Source organism: Rossellomorea sp. H136 (genome assembly GCF_056838065.1).
This window is the reverse complement of the sequence record NZ_CM166371.1, coordinates 207,457-223,558: the sequence shown is the minus strand read 5'-3', so window position 1 is coordinate 223,558 and position 16,102 is coordinate 207,457. Positions and strand designations below refer to the sequence as shown.

Annotated in this window: 17 protein-coding genes and 1 other annotated feature; of the genes, 5 read left to right on the top strand and 12 right to left on the bottom strand. The window is 42.3% G+C overall.

Annotated features, from left to right (window positions below; translation table 11 throughout):
* Positions 1-230 precede the first annotated feature (230 nt).
* From ACYH0O_RS01230 to ACYH0O_RS01200, 7 genes are all read right to left on the bottom strand, one after another.
* The gene (locus ACYH0O_RS01230) at positions 231-1,655 is read right to left on the bottom strand and encodes a dihydrolipoyl dehydrogenase family protein (protein WP_482630821.1); all 1,425 of its coding nucleotides are present in this window, start codon (positions 1,653-1,655) and stop codon (positions 231-233) included.
* A gap of 12 nt (positions 1,656-1,667) precedes the next feature.
* Positions 1,668-2,249 (bottom strand): CDP-alcohol phosphatidyltransferase family protein, encoded by a 582-nt coding sequence (locus ACYH0O_RS01225; RefSeq protein WP_482630820.1) that lies wholly within the window; start codon positions 2,247-2,249, stop codon positions 1,668-1,670.
* A gap of 14 nt (positions 2,250-2,263) precedes the next feature.
* Positions 2,264-2,923, bottom strand: a complete 660-nt coding sequence (locus ACYH0O_RS01220; RefSeq protein ID WP_482630819.1) for a TVP38/TMEM64 family protein — start codon at positions 2,921-2,923, stop codon at positions 2,264-2,266.
* A gap of 12 nt (positions 2,924-2,935) precedes the next feature.
* On the bottom strand, positions 2,936-3,904 hold the full coding sequence (locus tag ACYH0O_RS01215; RefSeq protein ID WP_482630818.1) for an ABC transporter ATP-binding protein: 969 nt from the start codon (positions 3,902-3,904) through the stop codon (positions 2,936-2,938).
* Positions 3,901-4,536, bottom strand: coding sequence for an ABC transporter permease (locus ACYH0O_RS01210; protein ID WP_482630817.1), 636 nt, complete (start codon positions 4,534-4,536; stop codon positions 3,901-3,903). Before ACYH0O_RS01210 ends, ACYH0O_RS01215 begins: the two co-directional genes overlap by 4 nt.
* 172 nt (positions 4,537-4,708) lie before the next feature.
* A complete protein-coding gene (locus ACYH0O_RS01205) occupies positions 4,709-5,572 on the bottom strand; it encodes an ABC transporter permease (RefSeq protein WP_482630816.1) in 864 nt (287 codons plus the stop codon).
* Positions 5,550-6,782: an ABC transporter substrate-binding protein gene (locus tag ACYH0O_RS01200; RefSeq protein ID WP_482630815.1), complete on the bottom strand. Its 1,233-nt coding sequence runs from the start codon at positions 6,780-6,782 to the stop codon at positions 5,550-5,552. Before ACYH0O_RS01200 ends, ACYH0O_RS01205 begins: the two co-directional genes overlap by 23 nt.
* 214 nt (positions 6,783-6,996) lie before the next feature.
* On the opposite strand from ACYH0O_RS01200, the gene ACYH0O_RS01195 reads away from it, so the two are divergent.
* Positions 6,997-7,485 (top strand): BsuPI-related putative proteinase inhibitor, encoded by a 489-nt coding sequence (locus tag ACYH0O_RS01195; protein ID WP_482630814.1) that lies wholly within the window; start codon positions 6,997-6,999, stop codon positions 7,483-7,485.
* Positions 7,486-7,533: 48 nt separating this feature from the next.
* On the opposite strand, the gene sfsA is transcribed toward ACYH0O_RS01195, so the two are convergent.
* Complete coding sequence (gene sfsA / locus ACYH0O_RS01190; RefSeq protein WP_482630813.1) at positions 7,534-8,259, bottom strand: DNA/RNA nuclease SfsA; 726 nt, start codon at positions 8,257-8,259, stop codon at positions 7,534-7,536.
* 24 nt (positions 8,260-8,283) lie between these two features.
* Complete coding sequence (locus ACYH0O_RS01185) at positions 8,284-9,063, bottom strand: hypothetical protein (protein WP_148996520.1); 780 nt, start codon at positions 9,061-9,063, stop codon at positions 8,284-8,286.
* A 458-nt stretch (positions 9,064-9,521) separates the two neighbouring features.
* Between ACYH0O_RS01185 and ACYH0O_RS01180 the strand changes: the two genes are divergently transcribed.
* The 3 genes from ACYH0O_RS01180 (at position 9,522) to ACYH0O_RS01170 (ending at position 13,488) form a co-directional block, all read left to right on the top strand.
* On the top strand, positions 9,522-10,697 hold the full coding sequence (locus tag ACYH0O_RS01180) for an FtsW/RodA/SpoVE family cell cycle protein (RefSeq protein WP_149157959.1): 1,176 nt from the start codon (positions 9,522-9,524) through the stop codon (positions 10,695-10,697).
* A gap of 50 nt (positions 10,698-10,747) precedes the next feature.
* Positions 10,748-10,952, top strand: a binding site (T-box leader).
* Positions 10,953-11,003: 51 nt separating this feature from the next.
* The gene (gene argS / locus ACYH0O_RS01175; RefSeq protein WP_482632470.1) at positions 11,004-12,686 is read left to right on the top strand and encodes an arginine--tRNA ligase; all 1,683 of its coding nucleotides are present in this window, start codon (positions 11,004-11,006) and stop codon (positions 12,684-12,686) included.
* Between the two features lie 220 nt (positions 12,687-12,906).
* A complete protein-coding gene (locus tag ACYH0O_RS01170; protein WP_482630812.1) occupies positions 12,907-13,488 on the top strand; it encodes a YqaA family protein in 582 nt (193 codons plus the stop codon).
* 48 nt (positions 13,489-13,536) lie between these two features.
* Here ACYH0O_RS01170 and ACYH0O_RS01165 read toward each other — a convergent pair whose 3' ends face one another.
* From ACYH0O_RS01165 to ACYH0O_RS01155, 3 genes are all read right to left on the bottom strand, one after another.
* On the bottom strand, positions 13,537-14,436 hold the full coding sequence (locus tag ACYH0O_RS01165) for a diacylglycerol/lipid kinase family protein (protein ID WP_482630811.1): 900 nt from the start codon (positions 14,434-14,436) through the stop codon (positions 13,537-13,539).
* 168 nt (positions 14,437-14,604) lie between these two features.
* Positions 14,605-14,886, bottom strand: coding sequence for a hypothetical protein (locus ACYH0O_RS01160; protein ID WP_426892691.1), 282 nt, complete (start codon positions 14,884-14,886; stop codon positions 14,605-14,607).
* An 83-nt stretch (positions 14,887-14,969) separates the two neighbouring features.
* Complete coding sequence (locus ACYH0O_RS01155; protein ID WP_181778163.1) at positions 14,970-15,119, bottom strand: Lmo0850 family protein; 150 nt, start codon at positions 15,117-15,119, stop codon at positions 14,970-14,972.
* Between the two features lie 384 nt (positions 15,120-15,503).
* On the opposite strand from ACYH0O_RS01155, the gene ACYH0O_RS01150 reads away from it, so the two are divergent.
* Positions 15,504-15,917: a CBS domain-containing protein gene (locus tag ACYH0O_RS01150; protein ID WP_113970217.1), complete on the top strand. Its 414-nt coding sequence runs from the start codon at positions 15,504-15,506 to the stop codon at positions 15,915-15,917.
* The last annotated feature ends 185 nt before the right edge of the window (positions 15,918-16,102 follow it).

The window sequence follows — 16,102 nt, the reverse complement described above, 5'->3', positions numbered from 1 at the left end:
ATTCGACACCGGCATGAAAAACCCTTTAAAAATCCAAATATAATATGTATTTTAGACTGTGCTGTTTTGTGTTGTGCCACTTTTGCCCAAACTTGTGCCACTTTCCCACAAACTTGTGCCACTTTTGAAGTTTGTTGTGCCTCTTGCGGGATTTATTGTGCCAAATTGTGAACACACTCCATATCAACAAAAATACGCATCCGCCTCAGCAGTCGCGCCTCCGATATCTCTCATCTAAAAATTTCAACAAACTTCTTACTAATCACAGGCAGCACACCATCGAACAGCTTCTCTCTCCAATACAGATCCGCTACCTGCTGTACGGCTGCAGCGTGATTCGGGTAGGGATAGACCATATTGGACAGTGCACCGATTTTGCTTCCTTTTTGCATGGCGAACACGACGGGTTGCATCCAGTCTCCTGCGCCGGAACCGACTGCGTGGGCACCGAGGATCTTCCCGCTTCCGTCTGTGATGATTTTGACGAGGCCATCTGTGTTATGGTCTGCTACGAACCGATCAACTTCGTCTAATGTTTTTTTATAAACTTTGTACTCTAAACCTTGTTCCACAGCCTCTTCCTCTGTTAGCCCGATATGAAAGATCTCAGGTGTGGTATAGGTTGTCCATGGAAGTTTGTTGTAGGAAACTTTACGTTTCAACCCGAATACGGCATTTTGGACGACAAGCTTCCCCTCCATTCCTGCCCCATGGGTGAATGGGTATTGACCATTGACGTCCCCGATGGCGAAGATATGAGAATGGTTCGTTCTTAGTTCGTCATTTACTTTGATGAAGCCCCGGGCATCTACCTCAACTCCCGCAGCGGGAAGATTCAAAGATTCTGTCCCAGGTTTGCGGCCCGTTGCCAGGAATAATAAGTCTCCATCCACAGATTGCTCTACTCCGTCTTTCACATATCGAACCACTTTCTGTCCATCCCGCTCCGAAACATGTTTAACATCCGCTCCAAAAATAAACCGAATATCCTTTTCCAATATACCTGTTGCTGCTTCACGAATTTCCTTATCTTCCTTCCCCAGAATCTCATCGTGCTTCTCAATGACAACGGTTTCTGATCCCAAATGAGAGAATGCTTGTGCCAGCTCTAAACCAATCGGACCTCCTCCGATAAACACGACTCGGCGGGGCAGTTCATCTACTTCAAAAACCGTTTCATTCGTATGATACTCAACGTCTTCCAAGCCTTCAATCCCAGGAATGAGCGGACTTGACCCTGTTGCAACGACTATTCTCTTCCCGGATATCCGGTCCTCTTTTTCCACTAAAATCGTGTGAGGATCAATAAACTCTGCTCCGCCGAAGTAAATATCGACCCCTAATTGCAGGAATCGAGCGGGATCGTCATGATGTTGAATATGGGCAATGGCTTCTTTGACTCTCTCCTTTACCTTTTTCATATCGACTGAACCCTTTGTTTCGAAACCATAATCATTGCTTGCCCGGATCACAGCCACTTCTCTCGCAGATTGGATGAATGCCTTGGATGGAACGCACCCAAAGTGCAGGCAGTCTCCGCCGAGAAGACCGCTCTTTTCGATGAGGGCCACTTTTGCTCCAAGAGACGCGGCTCCTGATGCGACGGTTAGTCCACCTGCCCCTCCTCCTATTACTATCAAATCGTATTGATCCATCTTGATCTCTCCTTATGAAAGTAATCGTTTCGCTTCTAAAAATCGCTGTAAGCCCGTGTACAATTCCACTGCAAAAAAAAGTAAGGTGGTCCACAGGACGATGGACGGAAATAGTATCATGACGCTGAACAGAATGAATCCTTCCGTCCTTTCAGCAAGTCCTGCCTGATAATAAAAGGATTTCATTCCCTGTTTCTCCGATACGGCTCCGACTGTCAAGAAAATGGTCATGGAAATAATGATGGATACACTTAGTAAAAGAAGCGCCCACATAATCTCTGGGTGTATGAAAGCAACGCCCAGAATGACACTGATCTCGACGATTCGATCAAAGGTGACATCCATGACTGTTCCAAAGGGGGATGGCTTGGTTAATCGGGCCATGGTACCATCGACTGCGTCCAAAAAGCCGGATACCCATAATATGATAACGGCTAAGATCGGGAATCCAAAATAATAAACCAGACCTGTAGCAGAGCCTACTATAAAAGCAACCAACGTTACTTGATTGGCTGATAATCCCCTTTTTAAAAGCAAACGTGCTGTTCCTTCTATACTTGGCTGCACCAACTTACGGGCATGCGTATCTAACATGTGTTTCCCATCCTTTACTTGTCATCTTTACTCGATAATCCCAGCCAGTCTTTCATTTTTTTCTTAAAGATTAAAGGCACGATGATCATCATCAAGAAAAAGCCGATAGCAATATACACATTCGTTCGATCTTCTCCTACCAAGCTTGACCCCAGAAATACATACCCAAACGCACCAGGTAATATCCCGATGGCTGTAGCGAAGATGAATGGGATGTATCTCACCTTTCCCATGCCGGCAAGGTAACTGATGAGATCGAAGTTTAAAAAAGGAACGAGCCGTAATAGTAATACATAAACAAAACCGTTCTCCTCCATCTTCTCGCGGATCTTAATCATGCGTGGAGATGGTCTTTTTAATAGTTTTGCCCCAAGGAATCTTGCAGTATAATAGGCTACCGTTGCACCACCTAAAGCTCCGATCAAAATGTAGGTGAAGCCTTCAAATGCACCGAAAGCAAGACCTGCAGCCAATGAGAGGATGGAAGCTGGAAAAAGAATCAGCGGGCGAATCGTATAGACGACAACAAAAACAATAGGAGCCCAAATACCGAAGGACACTATCCAATCTCTGATGTCATGTGGCTTTACGTTAAAGAAATTCCGGCTCAGCCACATGAGGAGCAGTAATATGGTAATGAACAACAAGATCTTACCGACTTCCTTCTTTTTCATTCTTCTTCCCTCCTATTCCTCTTTCTGAAACGTTTGGATGCTCACTTCCTCTGCATAAAGCCAGATATCTTCAGTAGAAGTCTGTAATTCAATTGGTAGATTTAGCTTTTGCTCCAGTTCATCCACCCATACTTCATAGAGGTTGGTCCCTGCTACAAATAACTTTTGTAGCACAGTTGCTTTCCATCTTGGCCAGGAAGCCTCAGCAAAGATGGAGCTTACCTTTATGTGGGAAGCATGAATGAATTGTTGCTGATTCAGGATGAGTCCGTCACTCATGAAAGATGCCACAAATGGGGTGTGTGGCCGATAATAGATATCCTCCGGTGTTCCTATCTGCAAGAACCTGCCACTCTGTAAAACAGCCACTCGATCTCCAAGTTCATACGCTTCATCACGATCATGCGTGACGAAGATGACGGTTGTTTCTTCTTCTTTAAAAATCTGCCGTACCCATTGCCTCAGTTCCTTCCTGAGCTGCAAATCCAGATTGCTGAAAGGTTCGTCTAAAAGCAAAAGCTTCGGCTTCAAAATCAAAGAACGTATCAGGGATACACGTTGCTGCTGACCGCCGGATAACTCAGAAGGATAATGATGCATCACTTCTCCGAGGCCGACTCGTTCAATATAGTTCATGGCTTTTTTCTTGTTTTCCCCTTTGTTTCGTAACTTCATTTCCAACCCGTATATGACATTTTCAAGGACATTCATATGAGGGAATAATAATGGCTGTTGAAAGACCATCCCAATAGGGCGTTTTTGAGGCTTTAAAGAGGTGATATCTTTTCCATCAATGTACGTATTCCCTTCTGTCGCAGACTCTAACCCGGAGAGAATGCGAAGGAATGTTGATTTACCAGACCCGGACGCTCCAACCAATGTGAGGATCTCCCCTTTTTTTAATGAGAACGTAACGTTGGTTAAAATCTCTTTATCTTTAAACGATTTGGTTATTTGATTAATTTCTATGAATGAACTCAAAGGTTCTTCCTCCCTCTTGGATGTTGGTAAGGGAGTAGGAATTTCAAACACCCTTCTAGAATGATGTACAGTATGATGGGAATGAGGGCGAACACGATGGAGAAGGCTGCCATTACCGCTTCATCTGCCGTATCGGTAAAAGGATAATAGACCATCGAGAGCGTCACGACATTCCCTCCCCCTATAACCGCTGTAAGAACATACTGGCTCAGGCTGATTACAATCGTCAGGAATAAGACACTTCGAATGCTTGGAAGAAGCAAGGGCAATTCAATATGGTAAAAACGTTGAAAATTTTTGCCTCCAAGCATAGCTGATTGCTCGATTAATTTCGTACCGATCCTCTCATAGCCTGCTTTGAACATTTTGATACTATACGGAATAGTGGGTACTAAGTGAACGAGAGCCACTCCGGTCCAGTGATCAGCAAGTCCATATCGAATGAACGTAATATGGAGTCCGATTGCCACCACCAATACGGGTAGGAATAGAGGCAACATTAGAAGTGCTTCAACGATGGATTTTCCTCTGAACGACGATAATGAAAACACTCTTCCTGAAGTAACACCAATCAGAAGATTTATCGCCAGTACAACAATGGCGATCCAGATAGAGGCACCAATCGAATCCACGAATTCCCCCTCATGTATTAACACTTGCCACGCCCTTAAACCAGGTTCAACAGGAACGGGACTCCCCCATCTCCAAACACCGAAAAAACTTTTATAAACTAAAAATAAGAGGGGAAACACAAAAAGAAGAAAGGATATGATGTAAAATAACGATTTTCTCAAGTGAACACCTCTAATTTCGAATCCCTTTTGTAATATGCAATCGTTTCTTGTTTGTGAAGTAAATAAGGAGCCACATCAAGCCCCCAATGCTAAGCCCGACTAATACGAGTGAGGCGAAAGCCAAGGGGCGGTCACTCCAGCTGCCACTGTAAAACCAGTCGTAAGCAAGGATAGCCAGCAATTGCGGTGACGTCACTCCCAGAAGCTGGGGCACTTCATATGCTGTAAAAATGAATGCGAACAGAATCGCTCCGGTTTCCACGAGAACGGGAAGTATAAATGGCCATTCCGCCACCCAAAACGCTTTATAAGGACCCGCACCCAGTAAAGAAGCGATCTCTTTATAGCTTTTAGAAAGCGTCGCGTAAACGGGTAACAGCATCAGAGTAACAAAGGGAATCTCCTTCCAGACATACGTCAGAATGATTCCGATCCCATTCCGATCCTGGACCAGGGTCGGGAACTGACTTCGGTCGTCGATCCAACCGCCCATTTCGAACACATTGGAGAAAAAACCACTTTGATTAAAGAGCAAATAGACGAGATAAGCCCATACAAAATGGGGAACCAGCATCGGAATCCATACAAGTAGTTTATGTTTATTTTCCTTTAGCAAAGATGAGAATGCCTTCACAATTCCAAGTCCAATGCAAAGAGATAGAATGGTCGAAATGGAAGTCACAGTCAAACTGAAGAGTAAGGATGTCATAAACCGCTTCTCTTCGAATAAATCAACGTAGTGCCCGAATGTGATATTCCCTTCTCTCCTTACGCTTTCCAGTAGAGCAAGAACGATCCCAAGTCCAGGAATAAAGATAAAAAAGAGTAGGGCGGGAATGAGGAGTAACGTGTTATTGACTCTCTGCCACTTCACGGATCCAGTTCTCCTTTAACCATTCCACGTACTCAGCATCCAGTTCACCCCTATAGGTCTCTTCGAGTACAGACGCCTCCAGTACACTTCCCCCCCGATCTATGCTCATAAATTTAATTCTCCATTTTTCATCCAGCTTTTCATTAGAAATAGGTGAACTCTCACCCCAGTAGTCAGGCTTTACTTTCTCATACTGAGCTTCAGGAGAGAGTAGTTCATTGATGGCCACCAGCGCTCCTTCTTTGTTAGCGCTGTTGAATGGAATTGCCAGAAAATGAGTATTCCCGATCGATCCTACATCGTTTAAAACAAATGACTTTGTGTTTTCCGGGAACACTCCATCCTTGACCAGATGCTCCGCTCTCGCTTCGTTGTATCCCATCGTCATCCAAACCTCTTCCTGGCTATATAACTTATCAAGGTCTGTTAATGTCGCGGGGTACGTTTCTCCTCCTCTCCACAAGAATGGCTTCATTGCATTCAGTTCTTTCCATACCTCTTCCCCCAACTTCTCTGCTGATCCTTCGTCGAATGAAGACTGAGCTAAATCCGAGTCAGATTTAGCATAAAGAAGGTGTCGAAGAAATGCATTACCGGTAAAATCAGCCGGATTAGGGTAGGTGAATTTCCCCGGATGCTCTTTCATGAATGCTTTTAAATCATCGAAGCTGGAGGGGGGGTTTTTTACCTTTTCGCTGTTATAAAAGAAGACAAATTGAACCTTTCCCCACGGTGCTTCATATCCTTCTGTTTCCGTTCCGAAGTCATATTGAAACGCTTGACTTTCTGTATCGTAATATTTCGTGAAGTTTGGCAGCTTATCTGTAAACGGCCCTGCAAGTAAGTCATTTTCCTTTGCATTTTTAAAGTTTTCTCCATTAATCCATACAATATCAATCGTTCCTTTATCCTTTCCTGCCCGTTTCTCCGTTTGAAGTTTTTGCAGAATTTCCTGTGTGTCCAAAGGTACTCGATTTAACTCGATATTATTTTTATCTTTCAGCATCGGAGCAACTAAGTCATCAATATAACGGTTAATCCCATCGTCACCGCCCCACATGAAGAGATTCACTTTCGTTCCTTCTGCTTCCGACGTGATGGTTTCCCAATCTTCATCGGGAAGTTCCCCACTGTCGGTTGCATTTGAAGGACCACAAGCAGATACTATGAGTAAGGAAATAACACTAATAATAGCTAACCATTTTTTCATACACTTTGCTCCTCTGTTCTTTATCTATAATTCTATTGTACTGAACCTCGTGATATAAAAAAGTAATCTGCCTTACATATGTAAATCTATGCCCTTGTAGAGGAAGAAAGAAACAAGTTCAGCACATCCCTATGTGTCATCGTGCCCATATTCGGGAACACTTGTAACCTTTTGGGATATACCCTGTCTAATACGGTAAGGAGGTGGATCTGGCATGAAGCGAATGCTCATGTTACTTATAATACTTGTGGCAGGAATAGCTGGTTGTGGAACGGCTGGTGAAGAAAACGGCAGTCAAACCAAAGAGGACAAAAACTCAGGAGCTGGTGAAGATATTTCTGTACAGAAAGGGATTGTTGCAGGCGAAATGGAACCTTCATTAACGAAACAAGATGGAAACGGTCAGGCTGTCTATGTCTATTCGATTAAGAACCAAACAGAGCAAGAGAAAACCTTCGTTTTTTCATCAGGACAAACCATTGACTTTGAACTTAGAAACGATAAAGGTGAAGTAGTGTATAAGGACTCAAAAAATAAGATGTATACCCAGGCGATCCAGGAGATCACCGTGAGACAGGGTGAAGAATTTTCCCAGAAAGTTGTTCTCCCCAATGTCGGGAGCGGTACCTATACATTGACCGTTTGGTTAACGGCTAAAGGAGACAGGGACTATAAAGCTAAAACAGAAGTACAGGTGGATTAGATGCAACAAAAAAAGATTGATCTTCACACGCTATGATGGATGTGAAGATCAATCTTTTTTTGTATATACAGGTAAAGGTCCATTTAAGGAAATACGCTCTGGTGTCACGATACAGCTTCTTCCGAAAAATCGGACACCCTGATCTGCGGCCTCTTCCATGACCCGGGAAAAATGGGGATCGATTTCAGGAGCGGAAGTGATCCCGCGCAAATCCGTTCGCTGAGCAATAAACAGGACAGCTGATTGATAGCTTCCTTTCGCCTGCAGATGTGTAAGCTCCTCTACATGCCTTGCACCTCTTGACGTGACGGCATCAGGAAATTTCCCTATCCCTTCTTCTACCATGGTGACACTTTTTACTTCAAGCAGTAATTTTTGTTCATTTTGTTTGTGGGTGAGCAAGAAGTCAAAGCGTGAGCTTCCTACTTTAAATTCGGCTTTTTCTAACCGCCAGTCCTTTAGCTCTTCCAGCACTTCCATTTGTAAGGCTTCGAGCACTAACCGATTCGGGTATTGGGTATTCAAAGACACATACATATCATTAGGAGCATCATACGTCATGACGGCTGACCATTTTGTTTTCCTTTTAGGATCGGTTGATGCCTGAAGCCAGATCGGGTTTCCACGCACCAATAGTTCTTTTAATCTGCCTGGATCTGGTAAGTGGGCTTTATCTATTGAACCTGAAGGAAGTTGACACTCGAGCACAAAACGATTGAGACGCTCGAGAAACACTCCTCGAACCAATTTGTCATGAAACTGAATTTCTATCAAGCCCTCACGCTCCTTCATTCCTCGTTACCGAAGTAAAGCACTCCAGCTTTTCGTTTTGCGATCATAGGATAATAATCCGTTTGCTGGTGATTTACGGATTTGCTTATAATCTTCCGCCATCTCGTCCATATCGTAATAATCACCGATCACCCATATAGGAATTTCTATCTTGCCTCTCGTTAGTATGGCTTTTTCCAACGAAATGACCATGCCTTCTTTTAATTTGTCTCTAAAGGAATGAATCACTTCTTGACCGATGATAGGATAGTCTTTCTCTTTCTTCATACCAAATAAGCCTTTTCCGCCTTTGACTGTACTCAATTTCGAAGAAACCGTCGCTCCTAACATATGATAGAAGTCCTCAAATTCCCGATAATAAATCTTATTAAACCACCCATCATCATGGGAAAGGTACGCGTAACGATTGTTCAACTTTGAATAAAAAGGAGGGTTCAGGGGTTGCTTGACGTGTCCCATATAAAGAAGCTCCGCGATTTCCTGACCGTTCAATTCGTCGACTCCCACTTCTTCTTCAAAGTCAATCCAACAGAAATCACCATAGCTCTGTACTCCATCATTCATGATCTTCTTCATTTCATCCTGTTCCACATACTCCATATGCGTATGTATATTAAAGGCGCCATGCTCGTACTGATGTTTAATTAGAAGTAGATTCTTCAATGGTTTTCGGGCATTTGAAGCAAACTCGTTGAAATTGATCCCGTAGGAAACGACATACTGACGATCCGTATTCTTGTGAACATAGATGATATCTTTAACCTGATTATTAGCCTTCAAGAACATTCCCTCCATCTGATTGACACGATGCACATCTCGTAGTTTCTATTTTAGCAAATATGTAGGGTACTTGTTCTTTTCTATTTCATTTCAAAATGATGACAAAAGTCGCAGGTAATTGTCGAAAATAGACATATTGCAGGACCGTTGGCTTTAATTATTTCTATTTAGGTTTATAGGAATGGAAGGAATCGCAGTTGCGTTTAAGGGCACGGCACTTTCTTCTCATATTCTGAAGACAAATAATGATCACAATTATGTAAAAAATGGAATTAATTTTCACTCTTCCTCTTTCGAATCCCACTCCTATGGGCTTTACCATTGAATTCATTTCGACAAATGTCGTTTAATGCCTGTCACACCCCAACAGAACTTCCGTATTTTATCAGGTCATGAGTAGAAATTTCCCTTCATTTCTATTAGACTAGGAATGTGAAATCTTTAGAAATTCAGGTGAATTGATTATGGAAACTCGCCAGCGATTTGCTGACAAGATCGATTGGGGTCTTCTCTTTTTATTAATGTTGTTTTTTATCGTTAGTGCTATGGGAATAAGCAGTGCCCAGACCTCAGGTCAATATGGGACAAACTTTGTGATAAGACAGGCTTTTTGGTATGTCGTAGGTGGAATTATTATTGGTGGAGCCTTATTCCTTGATTCCGATCAGTATAAGCGACTTGCCTGGTACATATACGGTGCAGGGATTTTCCTGCTACTTGTATTACTCATCTCACCGGAAAGCATCGCCCCTTACAGAAACGGAGCCAAAAGCTGGTTCATGCTGGGACCGCTTGGTTCGATACAGCCTTCAGAATTTATGAAGACGTTCTTAATTCTTGTTCTTGCACGAATCATTACAAATCATCATGAGCTAAATCCAAGTAAAACATTACAGACAGATTTTCAATTGTTAGTGAAAATCGGGGCGACGACTTTCCTTCCCCTTGCTTTTATTATGAAGCAGCCGGATTTAGGGACCTCCCTTGTCATTTTAGCCATCATGACCGGAATCATCTTAGTTTCAGGTATTACGTGGAAGCTGATCGTTCCGATATATGCTTCTATCGGAGTGCTTGGGGGAATCATCCTTTCACTTGTGATTTGGGCTCCTGAGCTGCTTGAAAAATATTTAAATGTAAAGCCTTATCAATTTGGACGTATTTATGCTTGGTTAGATCCTTATAACTACGCAAAATTAGAAGGTTTTCACTTAATTAACTCCCTTAACGCCATTGGCTCCGGCCAGATCTTCGGGAAAGGCTACAGTGATGGAGAAGTATATATCCCTGAAAATCATACCGACTTTATTTTCAGTGTGATCGGGGAGGAATACGGATTTATTGGCGCAAGTGTCGTGATCAGCTTATACTTCTTGTTGATTTACCATCTGACGAAAACGGCTCTAGACACGAAAGAACCGTTCAACGCCTATGTATGCGCAGGGATTATCAGTATGATTACATTCCATGTGTTCCAGAACATCGGAATGACGATTCAATTACTTCCGATTACCGGGATACCCCTTCCTTTTATCAGCTATGGGGGAAGCTCTCTTATGGGGAATATGCTGGCCCTGGGACTTGTATTCAGTATGAGGTTCCATCATAAAACGTATATGTTCTCATCAGAAGATTCTTAATTACAGTTGCATTCATCTCCAGAATGTGTAAAATGATAGTAATTATATACGAATATTCGAAGATGAAGAGAGTAATTCTGACGTGGATCGGAAGCGAACCGGGGATGGTGGAAGCCTGGTGTGAAGCCTGGGATGAACCGCACTTCTGAGAAGTTTTTCTTGAAGTTAGTAGGGAAAAACCGGGATCTCCCGTTATACAATGAGCGCCCTTTTTGGGGAATAAGAGTGGTACCGCGAGCTAAACTCGTCTCTATGTTGAATAGAGACGGGTTTTTTTGTGTTTGATTTTATCAGGAGGTGTTGATGATGGATTTAAAATTAATAGTAGCCGATGCGCTCACAAATGTGTTGTCCGATTGGAACAAGAATGATCTTTACGAGTTGATTGAAACGCCAAAACATTCTCATTTGGGAGACCTGGCGTTTCCGTGCTTCCAGCTGTCGAAATCATGGAAGAAAGCACCACACGTCATTGCAGGTGAGATTGCCGATGCCCTCTCCTCTCCCTTTTTCAGTAAAGTGGAAGCAGTTGGTCCCTATGTTAATATCCGATTTGATGGAGTGAAAGCAGGTAAGGAAATTGTTTCAGCCATATTAGAGAATGGCGCGGATTACGGAAGTCATGAATTTGGAAATCAAAAGACCATCGTATTGGATATGTCCTCCCCTAATATTGCGAAACCATTTTCGATGGGACATTTACGCTCCACAGTCATCGGAAATTCCATCGCCACCATTGCCGAAAAATGCGGCTATACAACAGAAAAAATCAATTATATCGGTGATTGGGGTACACAATTCGGGAAATTGATCGTCGCATTCAATAAATGGGGAAACCAACAAAAAGTGAAGGATAACCCGATTGCTGAATTGTTTATTTTATATAAAAAATTTCATGAGGAAGCAGAAAAGGACCCTTCACTTGAGAAAGAGGGAAGAAGAGCCTTTAAGCTATTAGAAGATGGAGATCCGGAAGTAACGGAGCTTTGGAGATGGTTTAAAGAGGAATCACTTCATGCCTTTAAAACGATTTACTCGTTGCTCGGAGTGGAATTTGATTCCTATAATGGCGAAGCGTTCTTCAATGACAAAATGGATGAAGTCGTGACATTGCTTCAGGATCATGACCTTCTCGAAACCTCTGAAGGTGCGAAAGTCGTTCGTTTAGAAGGAAATCTCCCGCCCTGCCTCATCAAGAAGTCAGACGGAGCTACCCTTTATGCTACGAGAGACCTGGCTGCAGCACTGTATCGCCATCGTCAGCATCACTTTGATGAAGCTTTGTATGTTGTTGGTCAGGAACAGACCATTCATTTCAAACAAGTGATGGAAGTACTAAAGAAACTCGGGTTTAACTGGGCGGATGATATGAAACATATCCCCTTTGGACTTTATCTGAAAGATGGAAAGAAGATGTCCACCAGAAAGGGCAGAGTCATTTTACTCCAAGAGGTTCTCAAAGAAGCGATTCATATGGCTGAAGAAAATATTAAGCAAAAAAATCCTCACTTAATAAATGCTTCAGAGGTGGCGAAAGATGTTGGGGTTGGAGCCATTATCTTTCATGATTTGAAAAATGATCGTGTGAACGATATTGAATTCTCCCTGGAACATATGCTGACCTTCGAAGGTGAAACAGGTCCATACATTCAATACACGTACGCCAGAGCTCAATCCATTCTGAGAAAAGCGGGTGGATCCCTTCCATTGACGTTTGAGGGGCTTGACGATGCTGAAAGCTGGGAAGTGATTAAACAGTTACGATTATTGCCGGAGATGGTCGAGAAAGCGTGGAAACACTATGCGCCTTCAACCATTGCCAAATATTTAGTCGATACCGCACAAAGCTTTAATCGTTATTACGGAAAAACTAAAATCATTTCAGAAGACTCCCAGCAGGCCTCCCGTTTAGCATTGGTTCATGCTGTTTCGACTGTCCTCGCGGAAGGATTACGTTTATTAGGAATGAAGTCTCCTTCAGAAATGTAGAATCAATATGATTTCTGTCACTATTTCCCGAGAAATAGATTATTTCGCTTAAAGCTTTTTTCATTCAAACTTTGCTAAATGTTATAAATAGAAAACTTCCGTGAATTCGTTTCATCCATACAGGATAATTCATGACTCCTTTTGTGAAAAGTGATATACTTTCTTATGTTCCATTAAAATCGAAAATAACGCTTGATCAATAAAGGAGATTACTCAATTTATGTCTGAACTACTTCACGCTTTCGAAGCATGGTTAATGGATTATGGTGTATGGGGACTGATTCTAGTTTCATTCGCCGATTCATCATTTTTCCCTATACCACCTGATGTACTACTGATTCCATTAGCGATTGCCAATCCGGATAGCGCATTGCTGTATGCACTTTATACGACTGTTGCTTCCGTTATCGGAGCCCTACTTGGCTGGTGGATTGGTAAGAAACTTGGACGACCGATCCTTGTGTATTTCTTCTCTGAAAAAAGGATTCAAAAGGTAGAGGAATACTTTAATAAATATGGAGCAATGGCTCTTTTAATCGCAGGACTTACACCTGTACCTTATAAGATCTTCACGATTTTCGCAGGGGTTTCCGGTGTTAAGATCAGAGTACTTGTGATCTGGTCGATTATCGGAAGAGGAATTCGTTTCTTCCTTGAAGGTGCAATTATTTTAGCGCTCGGAGCTAAAGCAAAACCTTTCATTGAAGAGAACTTTACACTTCTTACGCTTGGTGCTTGTGGCGTCTTAATCGCCGTTTATCTTGTATACTTGGTTATAAAGAAGAGAAAGAAAACTGTATAATCATAGAAAAAGCGAGCAAGGTGACAAATAATCACCCTTGCTCGCTTTTTATTCTGATATTCCAACCAGAAATCGCAGATGCTTATTTAACACTTGAAGAGATTGCCTGGTTCCTTCATATAATTCCCCATCCATATCAAGCTTTTCATTCTGTCCAAGTTCGATATGGGCTTCCCTTGCTTGAATATGAATAATATCGTCATATTGTTCGCTGATATTGCCTGTACTTTTGATAACGAGAAATTCCTTTAATAACGGTAACCCGCTTTTCCTGACGACGTAAATATCCATCAACCCGTCTTCCATATCAATGCAGTTCGGCAGTGGGTTAGAGCCTATCGAACGTCCATTAGCGGCCAATAGCATCACCACTTCCTCTTCAATCACCTCATTTTCCGTTGTTACCTTTACATTTAAGATTGGGGCTTCCTGAATGGATTGAAACGCACTAATATAATAGCTCAGTTTTCCAAGGACACTCTTTGACCCCCCATCGATATTATCGCTCGTCTCTGCGACCAGCCCCGTTCCCCAGAAATTGCTGAAATACCGCTCGTCCGCTTTGACGATATCTATATCCTTTTTAAAAGGACGATCGGTGATGAGTCGGACAGCTTGTCCAATATTCATGGGAATATGTAACGAGCGTGCAAAATCATTACACGTTCCTCCAGGGAGGATGCCTACCAATGGTCGTTTTTCTAAGGCTGCCAATCCGTTGATGGCCTCATGAATCGTTCCGTCACCACCCATAATGACCACCAGCTCATATTGATTACCCCTTTCCTTACAAATTCTTTCGGCATCGCCTTTCTCTTTCGTTTTATGAATAATTAAGTTCGTACAGATATCTAATAAAGGGGGCACAGCATCCTTTAACAGAACTTCTAACGTTCCTTGACCTGCCTTCCCATTACAGACCAACAATACATCCGAAAACATCGTCATGAATATCGTCACCTAACTTTTAGATTAGTAAATAAAAAGAGGCTGACCCAAAACGATGAGTGATGTCATCCTTAAAGGACCAGTCCTAATTCTTTCAGAGTCTCTGATTTATTTCTATAATGTGTTCGTGACTTAGATGCCCTTGAATTCTTGGGTCAACCTCTTTTACTATGCTGTATTGGAATCTTCTTGCGGGACTTGGAGAACAGATCGATAGGCAATCCCAAGACGACCTTTAATATAACTTTCGGGGTCATAAGGAATATGGTGATTCTCCATTCGATGAATTTCCGTTTCTGCAAACATAGCAAGTGCACGACACACCTGATCTAACGCCATGCTTACACGATGAGGATCTGGCTGATCTCGGCTCATACAGTAGTATGAAATTTCATCTGCCTTCTTTCTGATTTCCTTTAATGTTTGTAAATCAAACATCATTCTCTCCATACCTACCCCTCCTCTTTACTACTACTTAGTATATCGTGAAAAAAGGGGGAATATGTCTGTCCAATGTTTCTCGAGCAATCAGTTTAATAGTCTTGGGTTAACGTCTTAGGTAATGGCTGATACTGCTTCAGTGAATGAAGAATTTCACGTCTTGATTTCGTTTTTGAAATATTAACACCAACGTTCGACAATTTCGTTATCACTTTTTTTAAGCGATCGTTCTCCTTTACCACGTTATTCACCTCTTTTATAAAATGTCGTTACCTATTTGTACGTTTATTCTAAAGAAAAGTTTCACTTTATGGTTAATGGTTTTCCTTTTCCCTAAAAATGAAACTATAATCCTATTTCCGCACTTTTTCTTAGATTATTTTGCCCTACTTACACATTTTAAAAGGCTATTTTCGCATCCTACTCATATCGGAGTGTGATATGCCAAAGGAGGATCTTACAGGACGTATTGGACTCAAGTATTTATTACTAAATGATATCCAAAAAGCACTCTATGAAGGTCCGTCCCTATCATTTGAAAATAATGGTTGAACGCATTTAGAATAGTCGAGTGGATTTGTCGAATAATAATGGTGTACTGCCAATTTGATTAAGGGGGAATTTACATGCAAGTACGTGATATTATGTCGACAAATGTGGAAGCCGCTTCAAATCAGGACTCACTTCAGAGCGTCGCATCTAAAATGAGTTCCAAAAATGTTGGTTCCGTTCCCGTTGTTGAAAACGGACAAGTTGTCGGTATGGTAACAGACCGTGATATTGCTACTCGTGGACTGACTCAGGGTGCACAGGGAAATGTCTCTCAAGTTATGTCACAGCAGGTCGTGACAATCTCTCCGGATGCCTCGGTTGAAGAAGCATCAGCTTTGATGTCCCAACACCAAGTCCGTCGTTTGCCTGTCGTGGAAAACGGACAGCTTGTCGGGATGCTGGCTCTGGGAGATTTGGCAGTACAACAGCAGTCGGATCAAAGTGCCGGAAGCGCCCTTAGCGGAATTTCACAAAATCACCTCCGCTAACTAAGGCTACAGGTACTCACTTCTAAGCTTTCTTTATCCGAATAAGAGGCTATCTTTGCATAGCCTCTTATTTTGTATTGTAGATATAAAGAAGGTCCGTCCCTCCATTCGACTTGGTTATAGGCCAGTCGGCATATTTTTCACTTTAAGGAAGGATTTTCTTGTATTGTGACGAATATGTGTTA

Bases quoted from the DNA above. Each gene is read 5' to 3' on its own strand.
- ACYH0O_RS01220 (WP_482630819.1), bottom strand. From the start codon at position 2,923: ATGAAAAAGAAGGAAGTCGGTAAGATCTTGTTGTTCATTACCATATTA.
- ACYH0O_RS01170 (WP_482630812.1), top strand. From the start codon at position 12,907: ATGTCTGAACTACTTCACGCTTTCGAAGCATGGTTAATGGATTATGGT.
- ACYH0O_RS01200 (WP_482630815.1), bottom strand. From the start codon at position 6,782: ATGAAAAAATGGTTAGCTATTATTAGTGTTATTTCCTTACTCATAGTA.
- ACYH0O_RS01180 (WP_149157959.1), top strand. From the start codon at position 9,522: ATGGAAACTCGCCAGCGATTTGCTGACAAGATCGATTGGGGTCTTCTC.
- ACYH0O_RS01165 (WP_482630811.1), bottom strand. From the start codon at position 14,436: ATGACGATGTTTTCGGATGTATTGTTGGTCTGTAATGGGAAGGCAGGT.
- argS (WP_482632470.1), top strand. From the start codon at position 11,004: ATGGATTTAAAATTAATAGTAGCCGATGCGCTCACAAATGTGTTGTCC.
- ACYH0O_RS01225 (WP_482630820.1), bottom strand. From the start codon at position 2,249: ATGTTAGATACGCATGCCCGTAAGTTGGTGCAGCCAAGTATAGAAGGA.
- ACYH0O_RS01185 (WP_148996520.1), bottom strand. From the start codon at position 9,063: ATGTTCTTGAAGGCTAATAATCAGGTTAAAGATATCATCTATGTTCAC.
- ACYH0O_RS01160 (WP_426892691.1), bottom strand. From the start codon at position 14,886: ATGGAGAGAATGATGTTTGATTTACAAACATTAAAGGAAATCAGAAAG.
- ACYH0O_RS01230 (WP_482630821.1), bottom strand. From the start codon at position 1,655: ATGGATCAATACGATTTGATAGTAATAGGAGGAGGGGCAGGTGGACTA.
- ACYH0O_RS01195 (WP_482630814.1), top strand. From the start codon at position 6,997: ATGAAGCGAATGCTCATGTTACTTATAATACTTGTGGCAGGAATAGCT.
- ACYH0O_RS01150 (WP_113970217.1), top strand. From the start codon at position 15,504: ATGCAAGTACGTGATATTATGTCGACAAATGTGGAAGCCGCTTCAAAT.